Origin of the sequence: Streptomyces sp. Alt3, assembly GCF_030719215.1 — a bacterium.
Taxonomy (GTDB): domain Bacteria; phylum Actinomycetota; class Actinomycetes; order Streptomycetales; family Streptomycetaceae; genus Streptomyces; species Streptomyces glycanivorans.
Genome location: NZ_CP120983.1, coordinates 481,945 through 499,782 on the forward strand (window position 1 = coordinate 481,945; position 17,838 = coordinate 499,782).

Below are 17,838 nucleotides of genomic sequence, written 5' to 3' on the forward strand. Positions count from 1 at the left end.
ACGTATCCGAGGGCATGCACGCCACCGAACCGCACCGCGACGCCGGGGCCTACGCGCTCGGGGTGCTCGGGGCTGCCGACACCTCCCGCTTCGAGGAGCATCTGGCGGAGTGCGCCGTGTGCGTGGTGCAGGTGCGCGAGTTCGGGTCCGTGGTGGATCGTCTGGCCGAGTTCGCGCGCTGCGCGGAACGTGCGGCCGCCCGCCGGCCGTGGTGGCCGGGCCGCTACTTGAGCAGGCGGGACAGCCGGCGGTCGGCGAGGGGCTTGCCGCCGGTCTGACAGGTGGGGCAGTACTGGAGCGAGGAGTCGCTGAACGACACCTCCAGCACGGTGTCGCCACAGACGGGGCAGGGCAAGCCCGCGCGGCCGTGGACGCGCATGCTGCTCTTCTTCTCGGCCTTGAGCCGGCCTGCCGCGACGCCGCGGGAGCGTTCGACCGCGTCCTGGAGCGTGGTGCGCATGGCGTTGTACAGGTGGGTGATGTCGTTGTCACCGAGTGCGGTGGTGAGCTTGAACGGCGACATCTTCGCGACGTGCAGGATCTCGTCGCTGTAGGCGTTGCCGATGCCCGCGATCAGCGACTGGTCGCGCAGCGCTCCCTTGATCTGGCGGCGTGCTCCGCCGAGCACCGCAGCGAACGCGTCACGGTCGAAGGTGTCGGCGAGCGGATCCGGCCCGAGGCGTGCCACGCCGGGCACGTCCGCGGGGTCGTGCACCAGGTGGACGGCGAGGCGTTTGGTGGTGCCCATCTCCGTCAGGTCGAAGCCGTCGCCGCCCGTGAGCACCGTACGCAGGGCGAGCGGTCCTTTGCCCGGCCTCGGCGGGGTCGCGGGGAAGCTGTCCTTCCACTGGAGCCAGCCGGCTCTCGCGAGGTGGATGAGCAGATGGAGCTCCCCGGCCGTGAGGTCGAGGAACTTACCGTGCCGGGTCACGGAGGACACGGTGGCGCCCTCCAGGTCGGTGACCGGCGGGTCGTACGTCTTCAGGACGCTGATCGCGAGCGGCAGCACCCGGGCGATCTCCTTGCCGACCAGGTGGTCGTCGAGGAAGTCCCGCAGGGCTTCGACTTCCGGCAGTTCGGGCATGGCTCCAGCGTGCCGCAACGGGACCGCGACTGCCCGGCGGAAATCTCGGGGGCGTTCAGACGGCGGGTTCCCGGAGCCCGTAGACGCGCTGCGCGGTGCCGGCCAGGACGGACCGCCGGTCGGCCTCGCCGAGACCGTCCGTCAGCTGGTGTGCGGTGTCCAGGACGTCGGCGTATCCGGCGGCGAGCCGGCACACGGGCCAGTCGGAGCCGTACATCAGCCGGGTGGGTCCGAAGGCCTCGATGACCGTGTCCGCGTAGGGGCGGAGGTCCTCGACGGTCCAGGAACGCGGGTCCGCCTCGGTGACGAGGCCGGAAAGTTTGCAGACGGTGTTGGGCAGCGCGGCGAGGGCCCGCAGACCGTCGGCCCAGGGGTGCGTCGTGCGCCGTGCCACCGGTGGCTTGCCCGCGTGGTCGAGCACGAAGGTCAGTTCCGGCAGCAGGGCGGCCGCTCGGGCGGCTGCGGGCAGTTGGTGGGGCCGGACTATCAGGTCGTAGACGAGACCGGCGGCGGCGACGGCCCTCAGACCGCGCAGGACGTCGGGGCGCAGCAGCCACTCGGGGTCGGGTTCGCCCTGGACCTGGTGCCGGATTCCGACGAGCCGGTCACCGCCGGGCAGGGCACGGAGCGAGGCGAGGGTGTCGGTGACGTCCGGGGCGGTGAGGTCGGTCCAGCCGACCACGCCCGCGACGAGGGTGCTGCCGTCGGCGAGGGCTAGGAACTCGGGGGTCTCCTCGGCGACGGTCACCGTCTGGACGAGCACGGTGGACACCACCCCTGCGGCCCGCGCCTCGGGTTCCAGGTCGGCGAGGGTGAAGGTGCGGCGGATGGGGGCGAGTTCCTCGCCGGTGATCCAGTCCTGGTCGCGCACCGCGAGGTCCCACACGTGGTGGTGTGCGTCGATGACCGGCAGGGGTGTCATGTCAGATCAGTCCTTCCGCGCGCAGGTCGTCCCAGAGCGCGTCCGGGACGGGCCTGCGGATCTGGGCCGCCGCGTCGCGCACCTCGTCCGGGGAGCGGGTTCCGACAAGGACCCCGGCGACGGCCGGGTGCAGCAGCGGGTAGTGCAGGGCGGCGGCGCGCAGCGGGACACCGTGTCCCTCGGCGACGTCCCGGATGCGCAGGGCCCGGTCCAGGAGCGGCGCGGGGGCCGCCGCGTAGTCGTAGGAGGCGCCGGGGCGGGGGTCGGCGAGCAGCCCGGAGTTGAAGACACCTCCGACGACCACGCCGCGGTGGCGGGCTGCGGCCTCCGGCAGGAGCGCGTCGAGGGCGCTGTGGTCGAGGAGGGTGAAACGGCCGGCGCAGAGGACGACGTCGACGTCGGTCTCGCGCAGGAAGCGGGTGAGCATCGCGGTCTGGTTCATGCCGGCGCCGATGGCTCCGACCATGCCCTCCGCGCGGAGCTTCTCCAGCGCCGGGTAGCCCTCGCGGAAGGCCGCTTCCCCATGGTCGTCGGGGTCGTGCAGATAGACGATGTCGACCCGGTCGAGGCCGAGGCGTCCCAGGCTTTCCTCGATGCTGCGGCGGATGCCGTCGGCGCTGAAGTCCCAGCGGCGCCGGTGGGTGTGCGGCACGGCGAATCCGTCGGACAGTCCCTCGTGGGCCGCCGTCTCGGCGGGGGTCAGCGGGTCGAGCAGACGGCCCGCCTTCGTGGACACCGTGTACTGCGCCCGCGGCCGGTCGCGCAGGGCCTCGCCGAGGCGGCGTTCGGAGAGCCCGAGGCCGTAGTGCGGTGCGGTGTCGAAGTAACGGACGCCCTCCTCCCAGGCCGCGTCGACCGCTGCCGCGGCCTGTTCCGGGTCGACCTCCGTGAAGAGGTTGCCGATCGCCGCTGCCCCGAAGGAGAGTTCGGTGATCTCGACCGCGCTGCTTCCGAGCCTGGTATGCCGCATGCCGCCCCCGCCGATGGTCCGATGGTCCGTACAGGACTATTCATCGGATCAATCGGCTGCGTCAACAGGGTGGGGCGGATCGGCTCTCAAGCCGGTGCGGGCACCGTGGGTACGAGTGCGTGCAGGTCGTGGAGCTCTTCCCGGAGCGCGGAGGCCAGCCGGTCGAGATCCGGCAGCGCCTTTCCGTCCGCCACCAGTCCGATCTGTACCCGTCCGCCGTAGGTGGACAGTGCGACGGCCAGCGCCTGCCCGCGGGCCAGCGGCGCCATGGGGTAGACGGCTCGCAGCGGGCACCCGCCGAGCGAGAGGGCCGAGCGGGGCAGGGGCACGCTGGTGACCAGGATGTCGAAGAGCATCCGGGCCGCGTTCCCCGCCAGTGGCGCTCCGAACCGGTGGGCCAGTGCGGGCAACTGGTCGGCCAGGACGGCGACCGCGCCCGCGCCGCGCAGGGGTCCCGCGGCCTTGTTGCGGTTCATTCCGGCGCGTACGAGTCGCAGCCGTTCGCGGGCGTCGGGCTCGCCGACGGGCAGACCGAGGAGATAGGCGGAGAGCCTGTTGCCGGTGGCCGCCCCACCGGGCCGGCGCCGGGAGACGGGGACCAGGGCGCGGGGGTCGGCGCCGGGGAGCGGCTCACCCCGTTCGAGCATCCAGCGGCGCAGCGCACCGGCGACGACGGCGAGCAGCACGTCGTTGGCCGTGCCGCCCTCGGTGCGCCGGATGCGCTGCACCGTTTCCGCGTCGAGCTCGGCGGTGGCGAGCCGGCGCGTGCCGCTGGAGCGAGCGGTCAGTGCCGTGGTCGCGCGCAGGTCGAGGCGGCTGGCGCGGACGACGGAGGCCCCGACCCCCAGTGCCCGGCCGACTTCGCCGAGCCGCTCCCTCGCCATGCCCGCGACCTCGTACGGACCGGGCAGCCAGGAGCGGGGCGGGACGGGTGTCCGCCGGTGCGCCGCGCTGCGGCCCGCACCGGCGGAGGCGATCTGGTCGAAGATGCCGGCGCCGATGGCGACGGCCCGCATCCCGTCGGCGAGCGCGTGGTGCAGCTTGACGAGCACGGCGAACGGGCCGTCGCCCGGACTGTCGAGGAGGTACATCCGCCAGGGCGGCAGCCCGCGCCCCAGCGGCTGCTCCATGAGTTCACCGGCGAGCCAGGCCTCTCGTCAGGAAGTCGCCCTCGGGCAGGACGACCCGCGTGACGTGGCGCTGCACGTCGAAGTCCTTGTCGGTGAACCAGGCCGCACCGCCGACGGGGAGCAGGACGTCACGCACCCGCATCCGCAGCCGGGGAATGGCGGCCGCCCGCGCTCCGAGGAGGTCGAGCAGCTCCGGCACGGAGACACCGGGCACCGGGTCGAAGACCGCGAGGGCGCCGAGGTGCATCGGATGGGCATCGGATTCGAGGTGCCAGAAAGCCAGATCAAGAGGTGCCAGGAGCTCGGTACTCAACGGGGCCTCGCGTCGTCGACAGCGGAACGGCGGGATCGCAGTCAATCCCGCACGGTCGGTTACGGTCAAGTAATGACATGTTACGTACTGTTACAGTCTCGCGCCGTCTCGGCGCCGGTGCTGCCGGCGCTCAGGGACGACGAATTCGCACCACACGCACTTGCCGTTCCCCCGGGACTCCACTCCCCAGATGTCGGCAAGTCGGTCGACGAGCATGAGCCCGCGGCCCGAGACTCCCGACTCCCCCGCATCCCTGCGGCGTGGCAGCGCACTGGAACGGTCCTCGACGTCGACCCGGAGACGGCGTTCGGGGCCGGTGAGCACCCGGATGGTGACGATGGCGCCGCCGTCGGTGTGCATCAGCGCGTTGGTGATCAGTTCGTCGGCCGCGAGCTCCACCTCGTCGGCCCGGTCCTTGGCGCCCCAGGCGCGGACCGCCGCCCGGATCATGTGGCGGGCGGACGTCAGCGCCTCGGGATCGTTCTGGGCGACGTGCTGCTGGAGCCGGCCGCCCGGATGGGGGGCGTGGGCCGCGTCCCGGCGCAACAGGAGCACCGCCATGTCGTCCTCGCCGCCGCGCTCGTCGACGACCTCGCAGAGCCGGTCGGCCAGTCTCTGCAGGTCCTGCGGCCCGTCACGCACGGTCGCCGCCAGCAGCCTCATGCCCTCGTCGAGGTCGGTGCCCGGCAGCTCCACCATCCCGTCGGTGTAGAGGATCAGGGTCTGGCCCGGGTCCAGATCGACGGTGTTCACCGGGTATTCGAGGTGTCCGAACTCTGCGGAGAGGCCCAGCGGCATCCCTCCGTCGGACGGCAGCCTGCGGCAGCTCCCGTCGGCGCCACGCAGGGCCGGGTCGATGTGACCGGCCCTGACCAGCTGCACCACCCCGGTGGTCATGTCGGCCTCGGCGTAGGTGCAGGTCGCGAAGCGGTCGGTGTCGAGTTCATGGAGGAACACGGACGCCCGTGCCATGACCGTGGCAGGGCTGTGCCCCTCGGCCGCGTAGGCGCGCAGCACGATGCGGAGCTGCCCCATGACGGCCGCCGCGTGCGTGTCGTGTCCCTGTACGTCACCGATGACGGCACCGACACGTCCGCCGGGCAGCGGGATGATGTCGTACCAGTCGCCGCCGATGTCCCTCCCCAGCCGTGCGGACCGGTAGCGGACGGCGACCCGGGCCCCGGGCACATCGGGAATCCGGCGCGGCAGCATCGCCTGCTGGAGCCCTTCGGCGAGATCGTGCTCCTGCTCGTAGAGCATGGCCCGCTGGAGGCTCTGTGCGATCGAACTGCCCAGAGCCACCAGGAGGTTCCGTTCGTCACCGGTGAAGCCGGCCTTGTTCCCGTAGAGCAGCCCGAGTGCCCCGATCGGGCGGGCCTGGGCGATGAGCGGCATGTAGGCGGCGGCGGTGATGCCGAGGTGGCTGATGTGCGGCCACAGGATGGGGTACGAGGTCGCGAAGTCCTCGGGCGTCTCGATGAACCGCGGCGTGAGCGTACGGATCACTTCGCTCATCGGGTAGGGCTCGTCCGTCCGGGTGTAGCGGGTGCCCTGCACGAACGCCCCTTCGGGGCCGTCCGCCACCAGGTGGATGCGTCCGGACTCCAACAGCCCCATGACGAGGCTGGTGGCACCGAGGTTGGCCAGGCCCCGGGAGCTCTTCAGCACCTCGGTGACGTCCTCGACCGTCCGGGCGTGGGCCAGGGCCGCCGTGGTGCCCTCGACCAGGCTGGTACGGCGCCGGCGCTCCTCGTCGACGGTGCGGCGGGCCGTGGACTCCGCCAGCTCCTGGGTGGCGTCGCGGATGATCCCGATGATCCGGCGGGGCCGCCCGGTGCCGTCACGCCGGATGAACCCCTGGGTGTGGGTCCAGCAGCGCGAACCGTCCCGCCGCGTCCTGCGGAAGTACGCGCCGTAGTTGCTGCGGCCGCTCTTGAGCGCCTGCGAGACCATGTCGTCGAGCCGGATCGCCTCGTCGGCGGGAACACGCTGGGCGAGAGTCTCCGGGTGGTTGTCGTACTCCTCCGGGCGCAGGTCGAACACCTCGAGGGCGGGCTCGTCCATGTGCATGAGCCCGCTGTCCAGATCCCAGTCGAAGCTGCCCATTCGGTTCAGGGCGAGACTCAGGTCCGGGTGGGCGGGCCAGTCGTCCGGGAGTGACAGGGAACCCGCTACCCGGTCATCCATGTGCGCCACTCTGCCATTATTTGCCCGATTCCTCGACCGAACTGGCGCCTTGAATGCGTTCAAGGCGCCCCCTATGCTGATCGCGACACGAATTGAACATGTTCAATTCGACGGGGGTCCCTAGAACGAGGGCAGGGGTGGGCACGATGTCCGTACTGGTCGGGCTGATCGTGATGCTGGGCATGCTGGTGATCGTTCCGCTGGGTCTGGGCCTCGTCCACGACCCGGCGCTCGACCGCGTACGACGCCTGTGGCCTCTCTTCGCGGTGCCCGGTGCGGTCTCCCTGTGGCTGCCCCGCGGAGGCGCCGCCGCCGCACTCGCCCTCTGCTACGCGGCGGGGACCCTGCTTCTCGCCGCGCACGCTCCGCGACGGCTCGCCCGGACCCGCAGCGCGCGTCCGGCTGAGGCCGCACTGCTCACCGCGCTGGTAACTCCGTCGGTCGCCGCTCTCGCACTCGTCGCCGAGCGCTCCGGCCACGAGCTGTTCGGCTTCGGGCTCGGCATCCTGGCGCTCACCGTGCCCCACTTCCACTTCGCCGGCTTCGCCGCAGCCCTCGTCGCCGGTCTCGTCTGCCGTGCGGAGGACGGAGCCGCGGGCCGGTTCGCCGCCCTGAGCGTGCCGCTCGGCACCCTGCTCGTCCTGGTCGGTTACTTCACCGGCGAGCGGACCGAGCTGGCCGGTGCGGTCGTACTCACCGCCGGGATGTGGACGGTCGCCCTTCTGACCTGGCGCGCCGTCCGTGTCCCCGGACCGGACCGCGTCACCCGTCTCCTGCTCGCCGTCTCGGCCGGCGTGCTCGCGGTGACCATGGTGCTCGCGCTGAGCTGGGCCCTCGGCGAGGCCACCGGGCTGCCTCACCCCGACCTGACCTGGATGGCGGCCACGCACGGGCTCGGCAACGCGCTGGGCTTCGCGCTCTGCGCGCTGCTCGCCCGCCGCCGGCTCCAGGACCTCACCCGCACGGAAGGCGGAACCGCATGAGCACCCTCACGTACCCCGAGGTCGGCGCAACCCGTCTCGGGCCCCTCCCCGACGGCTACAACCACCTCCACCACCGTGCCGCGATCGGCAGGGGAAGAGCGGCTTTCGAGGCCGCGGGCGCCGCCGTCACCGAGTGGCGCATGCACCGGGCGGCAGGCGCGGGGGTGAGTGCCTCCGCTCCGCGGGCAGCCGCCGGCGGCACCGTCGAGGTGTCGGCCGGCATCGGCCGGCTCCGCATCGGCGCCCCCTGCGAGATCGTCTGGACCGCGTACGAGAGCGACCGGACCGGGTTCGCCTACGGCACCCGGGCGCGGCACCCCGAGTGCGGCGAGGAGAGCTTCGTCGTGGAGCTCGCGGACGACGGGACGGTCTGGTTCACCGTGACGGCGTTCTCACGGCCCGCCTGCTGGTACGCACGCCTGGCGGGCCCTCTCGTCCCGCTCGCCCAGCACTGGTACGCGCGCCGGCTCGGAAAGGTGCTGCGCCGGATCGTGTCGACCGGCTGACGGACGGGGTACGCCGGATACTGGGAACGGTGGAGTGGTTCACCGCAGACGGCTACTGGCTGAGCAGGCTCATCTTCCAGCGCTCGCTGGCCGCCGTGTATCTGGTCGCGTTCGTCGCCGCGGCGCTCCAGTTCCGGGCGCTGATCGGTTCCCGGGGCATGCTCCCCGTGCCCGATCTCCTGCGGCGGACCTCGTGGCGGGCCGCGCCCGGCCTGTTCCGGCTGCACTACTCGGACCGCTTCTTCGCGCTGACCGCCTGGACGGGCGCGGCAGTGTCGCTCGCACTCCTGGCCGGCCTGGACACGTGTCTCCCGCTGGGCGCGGCAATGGCTCTCTGGGCGGTGCCGTGGGTGCTGTACCTGTCGATCGTCCAGGTCGGTCAGGTCTGGTACGGCTTCGGCTGGGAGTCACTGCTGCTGGAGACGGGCTTCCTCGCCGTGTTCCTGGGCAACGCCGACACGGCTGCCCCGGTGCTGGTGCTGTGGCTGCTGCGCTGGCTGCTCTTCCGGGTGGAGTTCGGCGCCGGCCTCATCAAGATCCGGGGGGACGAGTGCTGGCGGAAACTGACCTGCCTGGAGTTCCACCACGAGACCCAGCCGATGCCGGGGCCGCTGAGCTGGTTCTTCCACCGGCTCCCGAGGCCGGTGCACCGGGTGGAGGTGGCGGCCAACCACGTCACCCAGCTCGTCGTGCCGTTCCTGCTCTTCACCCCGCAGCCCGTGGCGAGCGTCGCGGCCGGACTCATGGTGGTCACCCAGCTGTGGCTCGTGCTGTCGGGAAACTTCGCCTGGCTGAACTGGCTGACCATCGTCCTCGCCCTCGCCGCCGTCGACTGGTCACCGATCGCCGGCCCTCCGCCGGCGCAGCCGGACGCGCCCCTCTGGTACGAGGTGGTGGTCATGGCCGTCACCGCCCTCGTGCTCGGCCTCAGCTACCGCCCGGCGCGCAATCTGGTCTCCCGCCGCCAGGTGATGAACCGGTCCTTCGACCCGTTGCACCTGGTCAACACCTACGGCGCCTTCGGCAGCATCAGCAGGATGCGGCTGGAGGTCGTGGTCGAGGGCACCGACGACGCGGTGATCCACGAGGGGTCCCGCTGGCTCGAGTACGGCTTCCGCGGCAAACCCGGCGATCCGCGCAGGCTGCCGCGCCAGTTCGCGCCCTACCACCTGCGGCTGGACTGGATGATGTGGTTCGCGGCGCTCTCCCCCGCGTACGCCCGGTCCTGGTTCGGCCCGTTCGTGGAACGGCTGCTCCGCGGCGACCGCGACACCCTGCGGCTCCTGCGGCACGATCCGTTCCCCGAGGGTCCGCCCGCCCACATCAGGGCGCGGGTCTTCCACTACCGGTTCACGGACCGGCAGGAGCTACGGGAGACCGGATGCTGGTGGGACCGGACCTATGTGCGTGACTTCATGAGACCGGTCGCCCGGCCGGTGCCGCTGCGACCGCCTCCGCGCGAGGGGGACGACCGCCGGTGAACCACGCGGCCCGGACATGTTCCTGCCCCCGTCCGGGGACGGGGGCAGGAACATGGACGCTGCTCGAGGCGGTGGGGCGGTCAGTCGATTCCGGGAAGGATGTGGGGCTCGGCCAGATCGTCCTCGTAGCCGGCCAGCCTGATCGGTGCCGACCTGGCCCAGACCTCGATGTTCCGTAGCTTCTCGGGCCGACGGCGCCGCTCTCCGGCCGGTTCGGCCGGGCGCGTCTCGGTCTTCGTCATCTCAGGTGTCACCGCGGACTCCTTTGCGTCGCGTAACCCCGGGCGGTGGCGACGCTGCGGCTGTGAGAACCGTGTCGACCGCCCTCTGCGGGGCAGGGGCAGAAACAGTTCGGTCGCGGTGGCGCCGGTACGGGGTGGGACGGCGGAATGCTTACAGACCTGTCCCAGGACGGCCGAGGAAGCTTCGTGGATTCCTCGGTGGCGTCCGTTCACATCAGAGTAACCAAATGAGCGCCGTCCCGCTCGACAGAACGTGTGGCCTGGGTCACTTTCAGCCAACAGGACGACGGCGGCCCCGCTCGTGCGGGGCCGCCGTCGTGTCTTCTGTCACCGCAGGTGGCGGGTGGTGCGGGTGGGGCCGGCCGGGATCACCAGCCGGCGGGGGCGTAGTCCTTCAGGAAGCAGCCGTACAGATCCTCGCCCTGCTCGCCGCGCACGATCGGGTCGTAGACCCGGGCAGCCCCGTCGACGAGGTCGAGGGGGGCGTGGAAACCCTCCTCGGCGAGCCGCATCTTGTCCGGGTGAGGCCGCTCGTCCGTGATCCAGCCGGTGTCGACGGCAGTCATGAGGATGCGGTCCTTCTCGAACATCTCCTGGGCGCTGGTCCGCGTCAGCATGTTCAGCGCCGCCTTGGCCATGTTGGTGTGCGGGTGCCCCGCGCCCTTGTAGCCGCGGCCGAACACCCCCTCCATCGCGGAGACGTTGACCACGTAGGCGCGCCCCGCGGCTGCCGCCATCGCCGGGCGGAGCCGGCTGATGAGGATGAAGGGCGCCGTGGAGTTGCAGAGCTGGACCTCCAGGAGCTCGATCGGCTCGACCTCCTCCACGGTCTGGATCCAGCTGTTCGAGTCGTGCAGGTCGGGGACCAGGCCGCCGGCGTCGATCGCGGTGCCCGCGGCGATACGGGCCGGTGAGGCGGACCCGGTCACCAGGGCGAGACCGGTCACGTCCTGCGCGCTCAGACCCTCACCCTCCTTGCGTGCCGCGGGCAGAGCGGCCACGCGGTCGACGGTGCCGCTGCCGAACGTGCCGATCACCTCGGCCGCGGGGAGCTCTCCCGAGGGCAGCGGGGCGGACTCGGCGGCGACCAGCTCGCTGTAGGCCTGCGGCGAGCGGCGCACCGTCTGCGCGGCATTGTTGATGAGGATGTCCAGCGGGCCCTCGGCGGCGACCGAGTCGGCGAGGGCGACGACCTGGGCGGGGTCACGGAGGTCGATGCCGACGATCTTCAGGCGGTGGATCCACTCGTCACTGTCCGGCATCGCCTTGAAGCGGCGGATGGCGTCGTTGGGGAAGCGGGTGGTGATGGTGGTGTGCGCACCGTCGCGCAGCAGCCGCAGCGCGATGTACATGCCGATCTTCGCGCGGCCGCCGGTGAGCAGGGCACGCCGGCCGGTGAGATCCGTGCGGGCATCGCGCCGGCTGCGGTTCTCCTTGGCGCACGACTGGCACAGCTGGTGGTAGAACGCGTCCACCTCGACGTACCGGGTCTTGCAGATGTAGCAGGACCTGGGGCGCTGGAGTATGCCCGCGATCTCGGCGGTGGCCGAGGAGGACGGGAGGACCCCTTGCGTCTCGTCGTCGATGCGCTCGGCGGATCCGGTCGCGGTGGCTTCGGTGACGGCCTTGTCGTGGGCGGTCTTGGAGGCCCGGCGTTCCTGGCGGCGACGCTGCTTCACGGTGCGGTAGATGCCGGCGGTGGCCCGGCGCACGGTGATGGCGTCCGGGTGGTCGACGTCGATGGTGTCCAGTTCGTCGAGCACGCTCAGGCAGACGGCAAGCCGCTCCGGGTCGATACCGGGGCCGAACTCCACGACACCGGGAGCGAACTCCTGGCTGTCCTCTGTCACCGTCATTGCCGTTCCTCTGTCACTCGTCACTCATGCCGCTGCCGGGGTCGGTGGGGAGTGATCCGGCCGGGAGCCGGCGAGGGCAGGCGCGCACGGGCCGAATGCCCCGGTCAAGTCTGCCATGAGTCGGGCGTTGCTCCCTTCAGCCGTCATCCGCCGCTTCCGCTGACCGAGAGGGGGGTCGCGATGTCCTCCAGGGACTTCTGCTCGGCCGCCACCGCGAAGAAGACGGCGACGAGGCCCGCCGCCACCATGAGGGCCGCCCCGATGCAGAACGCCAGGACGGTGTCACCGACCACACCGCTCGACGTCAGGTTCGCGAAGACCAGCGGACCGGTGATGCCTCCCGCCGCGGTTCCGACGGCGTAGAAGAACGCGATCGCCATCGCCCGGGTCTCCATCGGGAAGATCTCGCTGACCGTCAGGTAGGCGGAGCTGGCGCCCGCGGAGGCGACGAAGAGGACCAGGCACCAGCACCCGGTCATGGTGACGGCCGTCAGCGAGCCGACGCCGAACAGCCACGCGGTGGCGAAGAGGAGCAGGCCGGACAGGATGTACGTGCCGGCGATCATCGGTTTGCGCCCGACCGTGTCGAAGAGACGGCCGAGGAGGAGCGGTCCCAGGAAGTTGCAGAAGGCGATGACGGCGAAGTAGTAGCCGGTGGCGCCGCTGGAGACGTCGAAGAACGTCACGAGGATCGAGCCGAAGCCGAAGGTGATGGCGTTGTAGAGGAACGCCTGGCCGATGAAGAGGGCGATCCCGAGGACGGCTCGTTTCGGATAGGAGCGGAAGACGGTCCGCGCGATCAGTCCGAACCCGACACTCGTGCGCTGCCGCACGGTGATGGCGGGCTCGGCGGGAGGCAGGGTGCGCCCGGTCTCCGCCTCCACTTCGCGCTCCACACCGTCGACGAGCTTCTCGGCCGCTTGGTCGTGTCCGTGGATGAACATCCAGCGGGGACTCTCCGGCACGTGCAGGCGCACCAGGAGGATGACGAGTCCGAGGACGACGCCCAGTGCGAAGGTCAGCCGCCAGCCGATGTCCCTGGGGAAGATGTCGGTGTTCAGCGCGAGGACGGAGAGCAGGGAACCGGCCACGGCCCCGAGCCAGAAGCTCCCGTTGATGATCAGGTCGACGCGGCCCCTGTACTTGCTGGGGATCAGCTCGTCGATGGCCGAGTTGATCGCCGCGTACTCCCCGCCGATCCCGAAGCCCGTCAGGAAGCGGAAGAGGAAGAACCACCACGCGGAGAAGGAGATCGCGGTGAGCGCGGTCGCGGCCAGATAGACGGCGAGAGTGATCAGGAACAGCTTCTTGCGCCCGAAGCGGTCGGTCAGCCATCCGAAGACCAGCGCGCCGGAGCAGGCTCCCGCCACGTACAGGGCGGCGGCGATCCCGGTGACCTGCGCGTCGGTGATGGCGAGTCCGCTGCCGTCCTCCGAGAGCCGGCTCGCGATGTTGCCGACGACGGTGACCTCGAGACCGTCGAGGATCCAGACCGTGCCCAGGCCGATCACGATCATCCAGTGCCAGCGGGACCAGGGCAGCCGGTCCAGCCGTGCCGGGATCCTGGTCGTGACCGTCCGACCGCCCGCCGTGCCGGTGTCGCTCATGGGCCCCTCCTCCGCTTCGGAACACACAGGTGCCCCGAACGAGGCGCGAGTCACACCCCGACCACACAGGGCCACCAGGAGCACCCGGATGCTCACGTATCGTTACGATCGGCGCCTCCGTCCGGCCCGTTCACGCATTTCCGAAAAATTCTTCCGCATCCGCAGGCATTACTTCCGGATGTCGGGGCATGCGCCCGTCACTCAAGCGGAGTCCAGGGAGGGCGACACCATGACGACGCCAGTGCGAACCACCGAGGCGATCGGCGCGGCGGCGACGCGGCACGACGAGGCGGGCACGGTTTCCGACACCGCCGCGCTTCCGTGGATCGAGGACGCCGGCAAGGTGGCTCCCCAGGACGCCCGGGCCATGTCGAAGCTGTTCTTCGACAAGCTCCAGGTCCTCGAAGAGGGGACCCACGAGTACCAGTACGCGCGCAACACCCTGATCGAGATGAATCTCTCCCTGGTGCGCTTCGCCGCCTCGCGGTTCCGCAACCGGGGTGGTGACGACACCGAGGACATCATCCAGGTGGGCACGATCGGCCTGATCAAGGCCATCGACCGGTTCGACCTGTCGCGCGAGGTCGAGTTCGCAACCTTCGCCGTGCCCTACATCGTCGGCGAGATCAAGCGGTTCTTCCGTGACACGACCTGGTCCGTGCACGTGCCGCGACGACTGCAGGAGCTGCGGGTCGAGCTGGCGAAGGCCAAGGAGCAGCTGTCGACGAAGCTCGACCGCGACCCGACGGTCGCGGAGCTCGCCGCGCACCTCGATCTCCCCGAGGAGGAGATCATCGAGGGCCTCGTCGCCGCCAACGGCTACTCCGCGGGATCCCTGGACACCCCGAACGCCGACAGCGAGTCGGGCAGTGACCAGCGGGCCTACGCCGATCTCCTGGGCGAGGACGACCCGGGGATGGAAAGCGTCGAGAACCTGCACACGCTGGCTCCGCTGCTGCGGCAGTTGGACGACCGCGAGCGCAAGATCGTCCGCATGCGCTTCGGCCAGGAGATGACCCAGGCGCAGATCGGCGCTGAGCTGGGCGTCTCGCAGATGCACGTGTCGCGTCTGCTCAGCCGGATCGTGCAGCGGCTGCGCGCGGGTATGAGTGTCGAGGCCTGATCCCACGAAGTACGAACGGAACGACGGAGGCCCGGCCGAGCGCCGGGCCTCCGTCACATATGCTTCCTGCCGATACGGCCGAGGGATCTCCTGTGCCGTCCGGACGAGGGAGTGGAGAGTGACCGAGTCACCGTTGGGCACCTCTGCGCGTGTGCAGCCCGGCGTGATTCCCGAGCAGCAGGGTGTGTCGGTCGCCGACGCGTCCGTCTGGGACGTCGACGCGACACTGCTCCTCGTCGAGGACGACGCGGGGGACGCGCTGCTGGTCGAGGAGATGCTCTCCGACAGCGAGCTCGACGCCCCGCTCACGTGGTGCAAGACGATGGCGGAGGCCCGGCGGTTCCTGCTCGGCCGCAGCACCCCGGTCTGCGTCCTGCTGGATCTGCACCTCCCCGATGCCCACGGCCTCGACGCGGTCCGTCAGCTCGTCGAGTCGGCCCCCGACGCGGCTGTCATCGTCCTGACGGGCCTCGACGAGTCCCAGACGGGGCTGTCCGCGGTGGCGCAGGGCGCCCAGGACTATCTCGTCAAGGGCCGGATCGACCCCGAGGTGCTGGGCCGTGCGGTCCGTTACGCCCTCCAGCGCAAGCATGCCGAGCGGTCGGCGTCGGCCATGCGGACCAGTCGGCTGATCGCTCAGGAGAACGCACGTCTGGAGCGGGCCCTGCTGCCGATCCCGCTGCTGCTCGACGACAGCTTCCGGGTGGCCGCGCGCTACGAGGCCGGGCGCGCCCACGGGCTGCTGAGCGGCGACTTCTACGACGTGGTGCAGACCGCGGACGGCGCCGTGCACGCGGTGATCGGTGACGTGTCGGGGCACGGGGCCGCGGAGGCGGCCCTGGGGGTCTGTCTCCGGGTCGCGTGGCGCACGGCCGTACTCACCGGTGTCACCCAGCGCGAGAAGATCGGGCTGCTGGAGGAGATACTCGTCGCCGAGCGGTCCGACCCCCATGTCTTCGCCACCGTCACCACGCTCGTCTTCCCGCCGGGCAGGGACCGGGTGTTCGTCGCCCGGGCCGGACATCCCGGACTGCTCCTGAGACGCGGCAAGGATGTCGGGTGGGTGGAGCCCGATGCCGGGATGGCGCTCGGACTGCTGCCCGGTGCAGGCCGGTGGACGATCACCGAGCTGGAGCTCTCCCCCGGCAGCGAGCTCGTGCTTTTCACCGACGGTCTGTTCGAGGGACGCACGGGGCCCAGTTCCCGGCTGGGTGAGGACGGCCTGCTCGCCATGGCAGGCAGGTACGGCGCGCTCGAACCCCGCGCGTTCGTCGACGCGCTGGTCGCCGAGGCCACCGAGAGCGCCTCACCGTACGGCGGCCTGGCCGACGACGTCGCAGTACTTCATCTCGGCTGGAAGGCAAGCGCATGAGTACCGAGGAACCGGCCGGCGGGCGGCCCGGCCCCATAGCCAGGCTGTCGGTGCAGAACTGGGTGCACCTGATCCTGGCCGGCTTCGTCCTCGTGGTCTGCGGCTGCCTCGTCGTGGGCGGCCTCGTCCTCTCACGCATCTCCGACCGGACCACCGACCTCGTGGACCGCATCCAGCCCGCCCGCTCCGCGTCGTTCCAGCTGCAGAACTCGCTCCTCGACCAGGAGACCGGCGTACGGGGTTTCGCGCTCACCGGTGACACCACATTCCTGGAGCCCTACCAGGAGGGCAAGCGGGCCGAGCGGGAGCGGCTGGCCCGGGTTCGCTCACTGACCGGGAACGAGCAGCCGTACGCCGAGGACGTGGACCGGATCGAGCGGGCCGCCCAGCAGTGGCGGACCTTGCGGGCCGAGCCGCTGATCGCCGCGGTGCGGGCGAGCGGGCCCACAGCCGCCTCATCCGCCCCGATCATGCGGAGCAAGGCGGATTTCGACTCCCTGCGGGCGCTCTACAACACCCAGCAGAGCCACCTGGACGACGCGCGTGACATCGCGCGCGCGGAACTGGGCGACGCGCGCGGCACGCGCGACTGGGTGCTCATCGCCCTGGTGGCCGGCTTCGTGCTGGCCGTGGTGTCGCTGAGTCTTCTGCTGCACCGCATGGTTGGCCGGCCCCTCGGTGCCCTGACCTCCGCGTCGGACAGGGTGAGATCGGGTGCCTTCACCGAGAAGATCGATGTCCGGGGCCCGTCGGACGTACGGGCGGTGTCCCAGGCGGCCGAGGCCATGCGCCGGCGCCTGGTGGCCGAGCTCGCCGAGTCCCAGGAACGCGAGACGCTGCTGGCCGAGCAGACCACGGAGCTGCGCCGGTCCAACTCCGAACTGGAGCAGTTCGCCTACGTGGCCTCGCACGACCTCCAGGAGCCCCTCCGGAAGGTGGCCTCCTTCTGCCAGTTGCTGGAGAAGCGGTACAGCGCGGAACTGGACGACCGCGGCAGGCAGTACATCGACTTCGCGGTCGACGGCGCCAAGCGGATGCAGGTGCTCATCAACGACCTGCTGACGTTCTCCCGGGTGGGGCGGGTGCAGCAGAGCTGGAAGCCCGTGGATCTCGACGCGGCTCTGGACCGGGCCCTGACCAACCTCACCCTCGCCGTCGAGGAGTCCGGAGCCGTCGTCGTACGCGAGGAGCCGCTGCCGGAGCTGCTGGGCGATTCGACGTCCCTCACCATGGTGTGGCAGAACCTCGTCGGGAACGCGGTCAAGTTCCGCCGGCCCGACGTGCCGTGCCGGATCGCCGTCGGGTGTGTCCGGGAGGGCGACGACTGGCATCTGACGGTCGCGGACAACGGCATCGGGATCGCCCCGGAGTTCGCCGACAAGGTGTTCATCATCTTCCAGCGCCTGCACGCCCGCGACGAGTACGAGGGAACCGGAATCGGGCTCTCCCTCTGCCGCAAGATCATCGAGTTCCACGGTGGCCGGATCTGGCTGGACCCGGAGACCGCCGAGGGCACACTGATTCACTTCACCCTGCCAGTGCTTCCTGAGGCCCCCACACACACCACGGCGGAGCTGCTCGCCCCCGCCGCGCTCACCCCCCGGTCGGGAGACACCCCGTGAACGACGCCGTCAAGCCCATCGAGGTCCTGCTGGTCGAGGACGACCCCGGCGACGAGCTGATGACCCGTGAGGCCTTCGAGGACAACAAGATCCGCAACACCCTGCACGTGGTGCGCGACGGGCAGGAGGCGCTCGACTTCCTCTACCGCCAGGGCGAGTACGCCGACGCCCCTCGCCCGGACCTGGTGCTGCTCGACCTGAACCTGCCGAGGTACGACGGCCGGCAGGTCCTGGAGCGGATCAAGACCGACCCCGAACTGGCTCTGATCCCGGTGGTGGTCCTCACCACGTCCTCGGCCGAGGAGGACATCCTGCGCAGTTACAAACTGCACGCCAACGCCTACGTCACCAAGCCGGTGGACCTGGAACAGTTCATCGGCGCGGTGCGCCAGATCGACGACTTCTTCGTCAGCGTGGTCCGGCTGCCCCGGCGTGCGTAA

At 70.8% G+C, this 17,838-nt stretch carries 15 protein-coding genes and 1 pseudogene; 8 read left to right on the forward strand and 8 right to left on the reverse strand.

Annotated elements, in window-relative coordinates; translation table 11 throughout:
- Positions 1 to 14 precede the first annotated feature (14 nt).
- Positions 15 to 278 (forward strand): zf-HC2 domain-containing protein, encoded by a 264-nt coding sequence (locus tag P8A20_RS38605; RefSeq protein WP_147960953.1) that lies wholly within the window; start codon positions 15 to 17, stop codon positions 276 to 278.
- Here the strand turns inward: P8A20_RS38605 and P8A20_RS02245 are convergent.
- The 5 genes and pseudogenes from P8A20_RS02245 to P8A20_RS02265 form a co-directional block, all read right to left on the reverse strand.
- The gene (locus P8A20_RS02245; RefSeq protein ID WP_147960952.1) at positions 224 to 1,084 is read right to left on the reverse strand and encodes an Fpg/Nei family DNA glycosylase; all 861 of its coding nucleotides are present in this window, start codon (positions 1,082 to 1,084) and stop codon (positions 224 to 226) included. The two genes, P8A20_RS38605 and P8A20_RS02245, sit on opposite strands and share 55 nt — an antisense overlap.
- A 55-nt stretch (positions 1,085 to 1,139) precedes the next feature.
- Positions 1,140 to 2,006, reverse strand: coding sequence for an amidohydrolase family protein (locus P8A20_RS02250; protein WP_147960951.1), 867 nt, complete (start codon positions 2,004 to 2,006; stop codon positions 1,140 to 1,142).
- A 1-nt stretch (position 2,007) separates the two neighbouring features.
- The gene (locus P8A20_RS02255) at positions 2,008 to 2,976 is read right to left on the reverse strand and encodes an aldo/keto reductase (RefSeq protein WP_147960950.1); all 969 of its coding nucleotides are present in this window, start codon (positions 2,974 to 2,976) and stop codon (positions 2,008 to 2,010) included.
- A gap of 86 nt (positions 2,977 to 3,062) precedes the next feature.
- Positions 3,063 to 4,419 (reverse strand): annotated as a pseudogene (locus P8A20_RS02260) (wax ester/triacylglycerol synthase family O-acyltransferase).
- Positions 4,420 to 4,509: 90 nt separating this feature from the next.
- On the reverse strand, positions 4,510 to 6,606 hold the full coding sequence (locus P8A20_RS02265; protein WP_306102734.1) for a SpoIIE family protein phosphatase: 2,097 nt from the start codon (positions 6,604 to 6,606) through the stop codon (positions 4,510 to 4,512).
- Between the two features lie 146 nt (positions 6,607 to 6,752).
- Between P8A20_RS02265 and P8A20_RS02270 the strand changes: the two genes are divergently transcribed.
- Genes P8A20_RS02270 through P8A20_RS02280 form a run of 3 tightly spaced genes read left to right on the forward strand, consistent with a single transcriptional unit; the run spans position 6,753 to position 9,576 of the window.
- Positions 6,753 to 7,589, forward strand: a complete 837-nt coding sequence (locus P8A20_RS02270) for a YndJ family protein (protein ID WP_147960947.1) — start codon at positions 6,753 to 6,755, stop codon at positions 7,587 to 7,589.
- Positions 7,586 to 8,095, forward strand: coding sequence for a DUF1990 domain-containing protein (locus tag P8A20_RS02275; protein ID WP_306102735.1), 510 nt, complete (start codon positions 7,586 to 7,588; stop codon positions 8,093 to 8,095). The genes P8A20_RS02270 and P8A20_RS02275 overlap by 4 nt, the downstream gene beginning before the upstream one ends.
- 29 nt (positions 8,096 to 8,124) lie before the next feature.
- On the forward strand, positions 8,125 to 9,576 hold the full coding sequence (locus P8A20_RS02280) for a lipase maturation factor family protein (RefSeq protein WP_147960945.1): 1,452 nt from the start codon (positions 8,125 to 8,127) through the stop codon (positions 9,574 to 9,576).
- Positions 9,577 to 9,656: 80 nt separating this feature from the next.
- Here the strand turns inward: P8A20_RS02280 and P8A20_RS02285 are convergent, their stop codons facing one another.
- The 3 genes from P8A20_RS02285 to P8A20_RS02295 all read right to left on the reverse strand — a co-directional run bounded on the left by P8A20_RS02285 (position 9,657) and on the right by P8A20_RS02295 (position 13,281).
- Positions 9,657 to 9,830 carry a hypothetical protein gene (locus P8A20_RS02285; protein WP_187282231.1) on the reverse strand — a complete coding sequence of 58 codons (174 nt, stop codon included), beginning with the start codon at positions 9,828 to 9,830 and terminating at the stop codon, positions 9,657 to 9,659.
- 356 nt (positions 9,831 to 10,186) lie between these two features.
- A complete protein-coding gene (locus P8A20_RS02290; protein ID WP_147960944.1) occupies positions 10,187 to 11,674 on the reverse strand; it encodes an SDR family NAD(P)-dependent oxidoreductase in 1,488 nt (495 codons plus the stop codon).
- Between the two features lie 143 nt (positions 11,675 to 11,817).
- Positions 11,818 to 13,281 carry an MFS transporter gene (locus P8A20_RS02295; protein ID WP_306102736.1) on the reverse strand — a complete coding sequence of 488 codons (1,464 nt, stop codon included), beginning with the start codon at positions 13,279 to 13,281 and terminating at the stop codon, positions 11,818 to 11,820.
- Between the two features lie 229 nt (positions 13,282 to 13,510).
- Here P8A20_RS02295 and P8A20_RS02300 point away from each other — a divergent pair, with 229 nt between their 5' ends.
- The 4 genes from P8A20_RS02300 (at position 13,511) to P8A20_RS02315 (ending at position 17,838) form a co-directional block, all read left to right on the forward strand.
- Positions 13,511 to 14,404, forward strand: a complete 894-nt coding sequence (locus tag P8A20_RS02300; protein WP_306102737.1) for an RNA polymerase sigma factor SigF — start codon at positions 13,511 to 13,513, stop codon at positions 14,402 to 14,404.
- A 118-nt stretch (positions 14,405 to 14,522) separates the two neighbouring features.
- Positions 14,523 to 15,776, forward strand: a complete 1,254-nt coding sequence (locus P8A20_RS02305; protein ID WP_147960941.1) for a PP2C family protein-serine/threonine phosphatase — start codon at positions 14,523 to 14,525, stop codon at positions 15,774 to 15,776.
- Positions 15,773 to 17,398 carry a sensor histidine kinase gene (locus P8A20_RS02310; RefSeq protein WP_306102738.1) on the forward strand — a complete coding sequence of 542 codons (1,626 nt, stop codon included), beginning with the start codon at positions 15,773 to 15,775 and terminating at the stop codon, positions 17,396 to 17,398. The genes P8A20_RS02305 and P8A20_RS02310 overlap by 4 nt, the downstream gene beginning before the upstream one ends.
- On the forward strand, positions 17,395 to 17,838 hold the full coding sequence (locus P8A20_RS02315) for a response regulator (RefSeq protein WP_147960939.1): 444 nt from the start codon (positions 17,395 to 17,397) through the stop codon (positions 17,836 to 17,838). The genes P8A20_RS02310 and P8A20_RS02315 overlap by 4 nt, the downstream gene beginning before the upstream one ends.

Excerpts from the sequence above, each read along its gene's own strand:
- P8A20_RS38605 (WP_147960953.1), top strand. The coding sequence starts at position 15 with ATGCACGCCACCGAACCGCACCGCGACGCCGGGGCCTACGCGCTCGGG.
- P8A20_RS02245 (WP_147960952.1), bottom strand. The coding sequence starts at position 1,084 with ATGCCCGAACTGCCGGAAGTCGAAGCCCTGCGGGACTTCCTCGACGAC.
- P8A20_RS02250 (WP_147960951.1), bottom strand. The coding sequence starts at position 2,006 with ATGACACCCCTGCCGGTCATCGACGCACACCACCACGTGTGGGACCTC.
- P8A20_RS02255 (WP_147960950.1), bottom strand. The coding sequence starts at position 2,976 with ATGCGGCATACCAGGCTCGGAAGCAGCGCGGTCGAGATCACCGAACTC.
- P8A20_RS02265 (WP_306102734.1), bottom strand. The coding sequence starts at position 6,606 with ATGGATGACCGGGTAGCGGGTTCCCTGTCACTCCCGGACGACTGGCCC.
- P8A20_RS02270 (WP_147960947.1), top strand. The coding sequence starts at position 6,753 with ATGTCCGTACTGGTCGGGCTGATCGTGATGCTGGGCATGCTGGTGATC.
- P8A20_RS02275 (WP_306102735.1), top strand. The coding sequence starts at position 7,586 with ATGAGCACCCTCACGTACCCCGAGGTCGGCGCAACCCGTCTCGGGCCC.
- P8A20_RS02290 (WP_147960944.1), bottom strand. The coding sequence starts at position 11,674 with ATGACGGTGACAGAGGACAGCCAGGAGTTCGCTCCCGGTGTCGTGGAG.
- P8A20_RS02295 (WP_306102736.1), bottom strand. The coding sequence starts at position 13,281 with ATGAGCGACACCGGCACGGCGGGCGGTCGGACGGTCACGACCAGGATC.
- P8A20_RS02300 (WP_306102737.1), top strand. The coding sequence starts at position 13,511 with ATGACGACGCCAGTGCGAACCACCGAGGCGATCGGCGCGGCGGCGACG.
- P8A20_RS02310 (WP_306102738.1), top strand. The coding sequence starts at position 15,773 with ATGAGTACCGAGGAACCGGCCGGCGGGCGGCCCGGCCCCATAGCCAGG.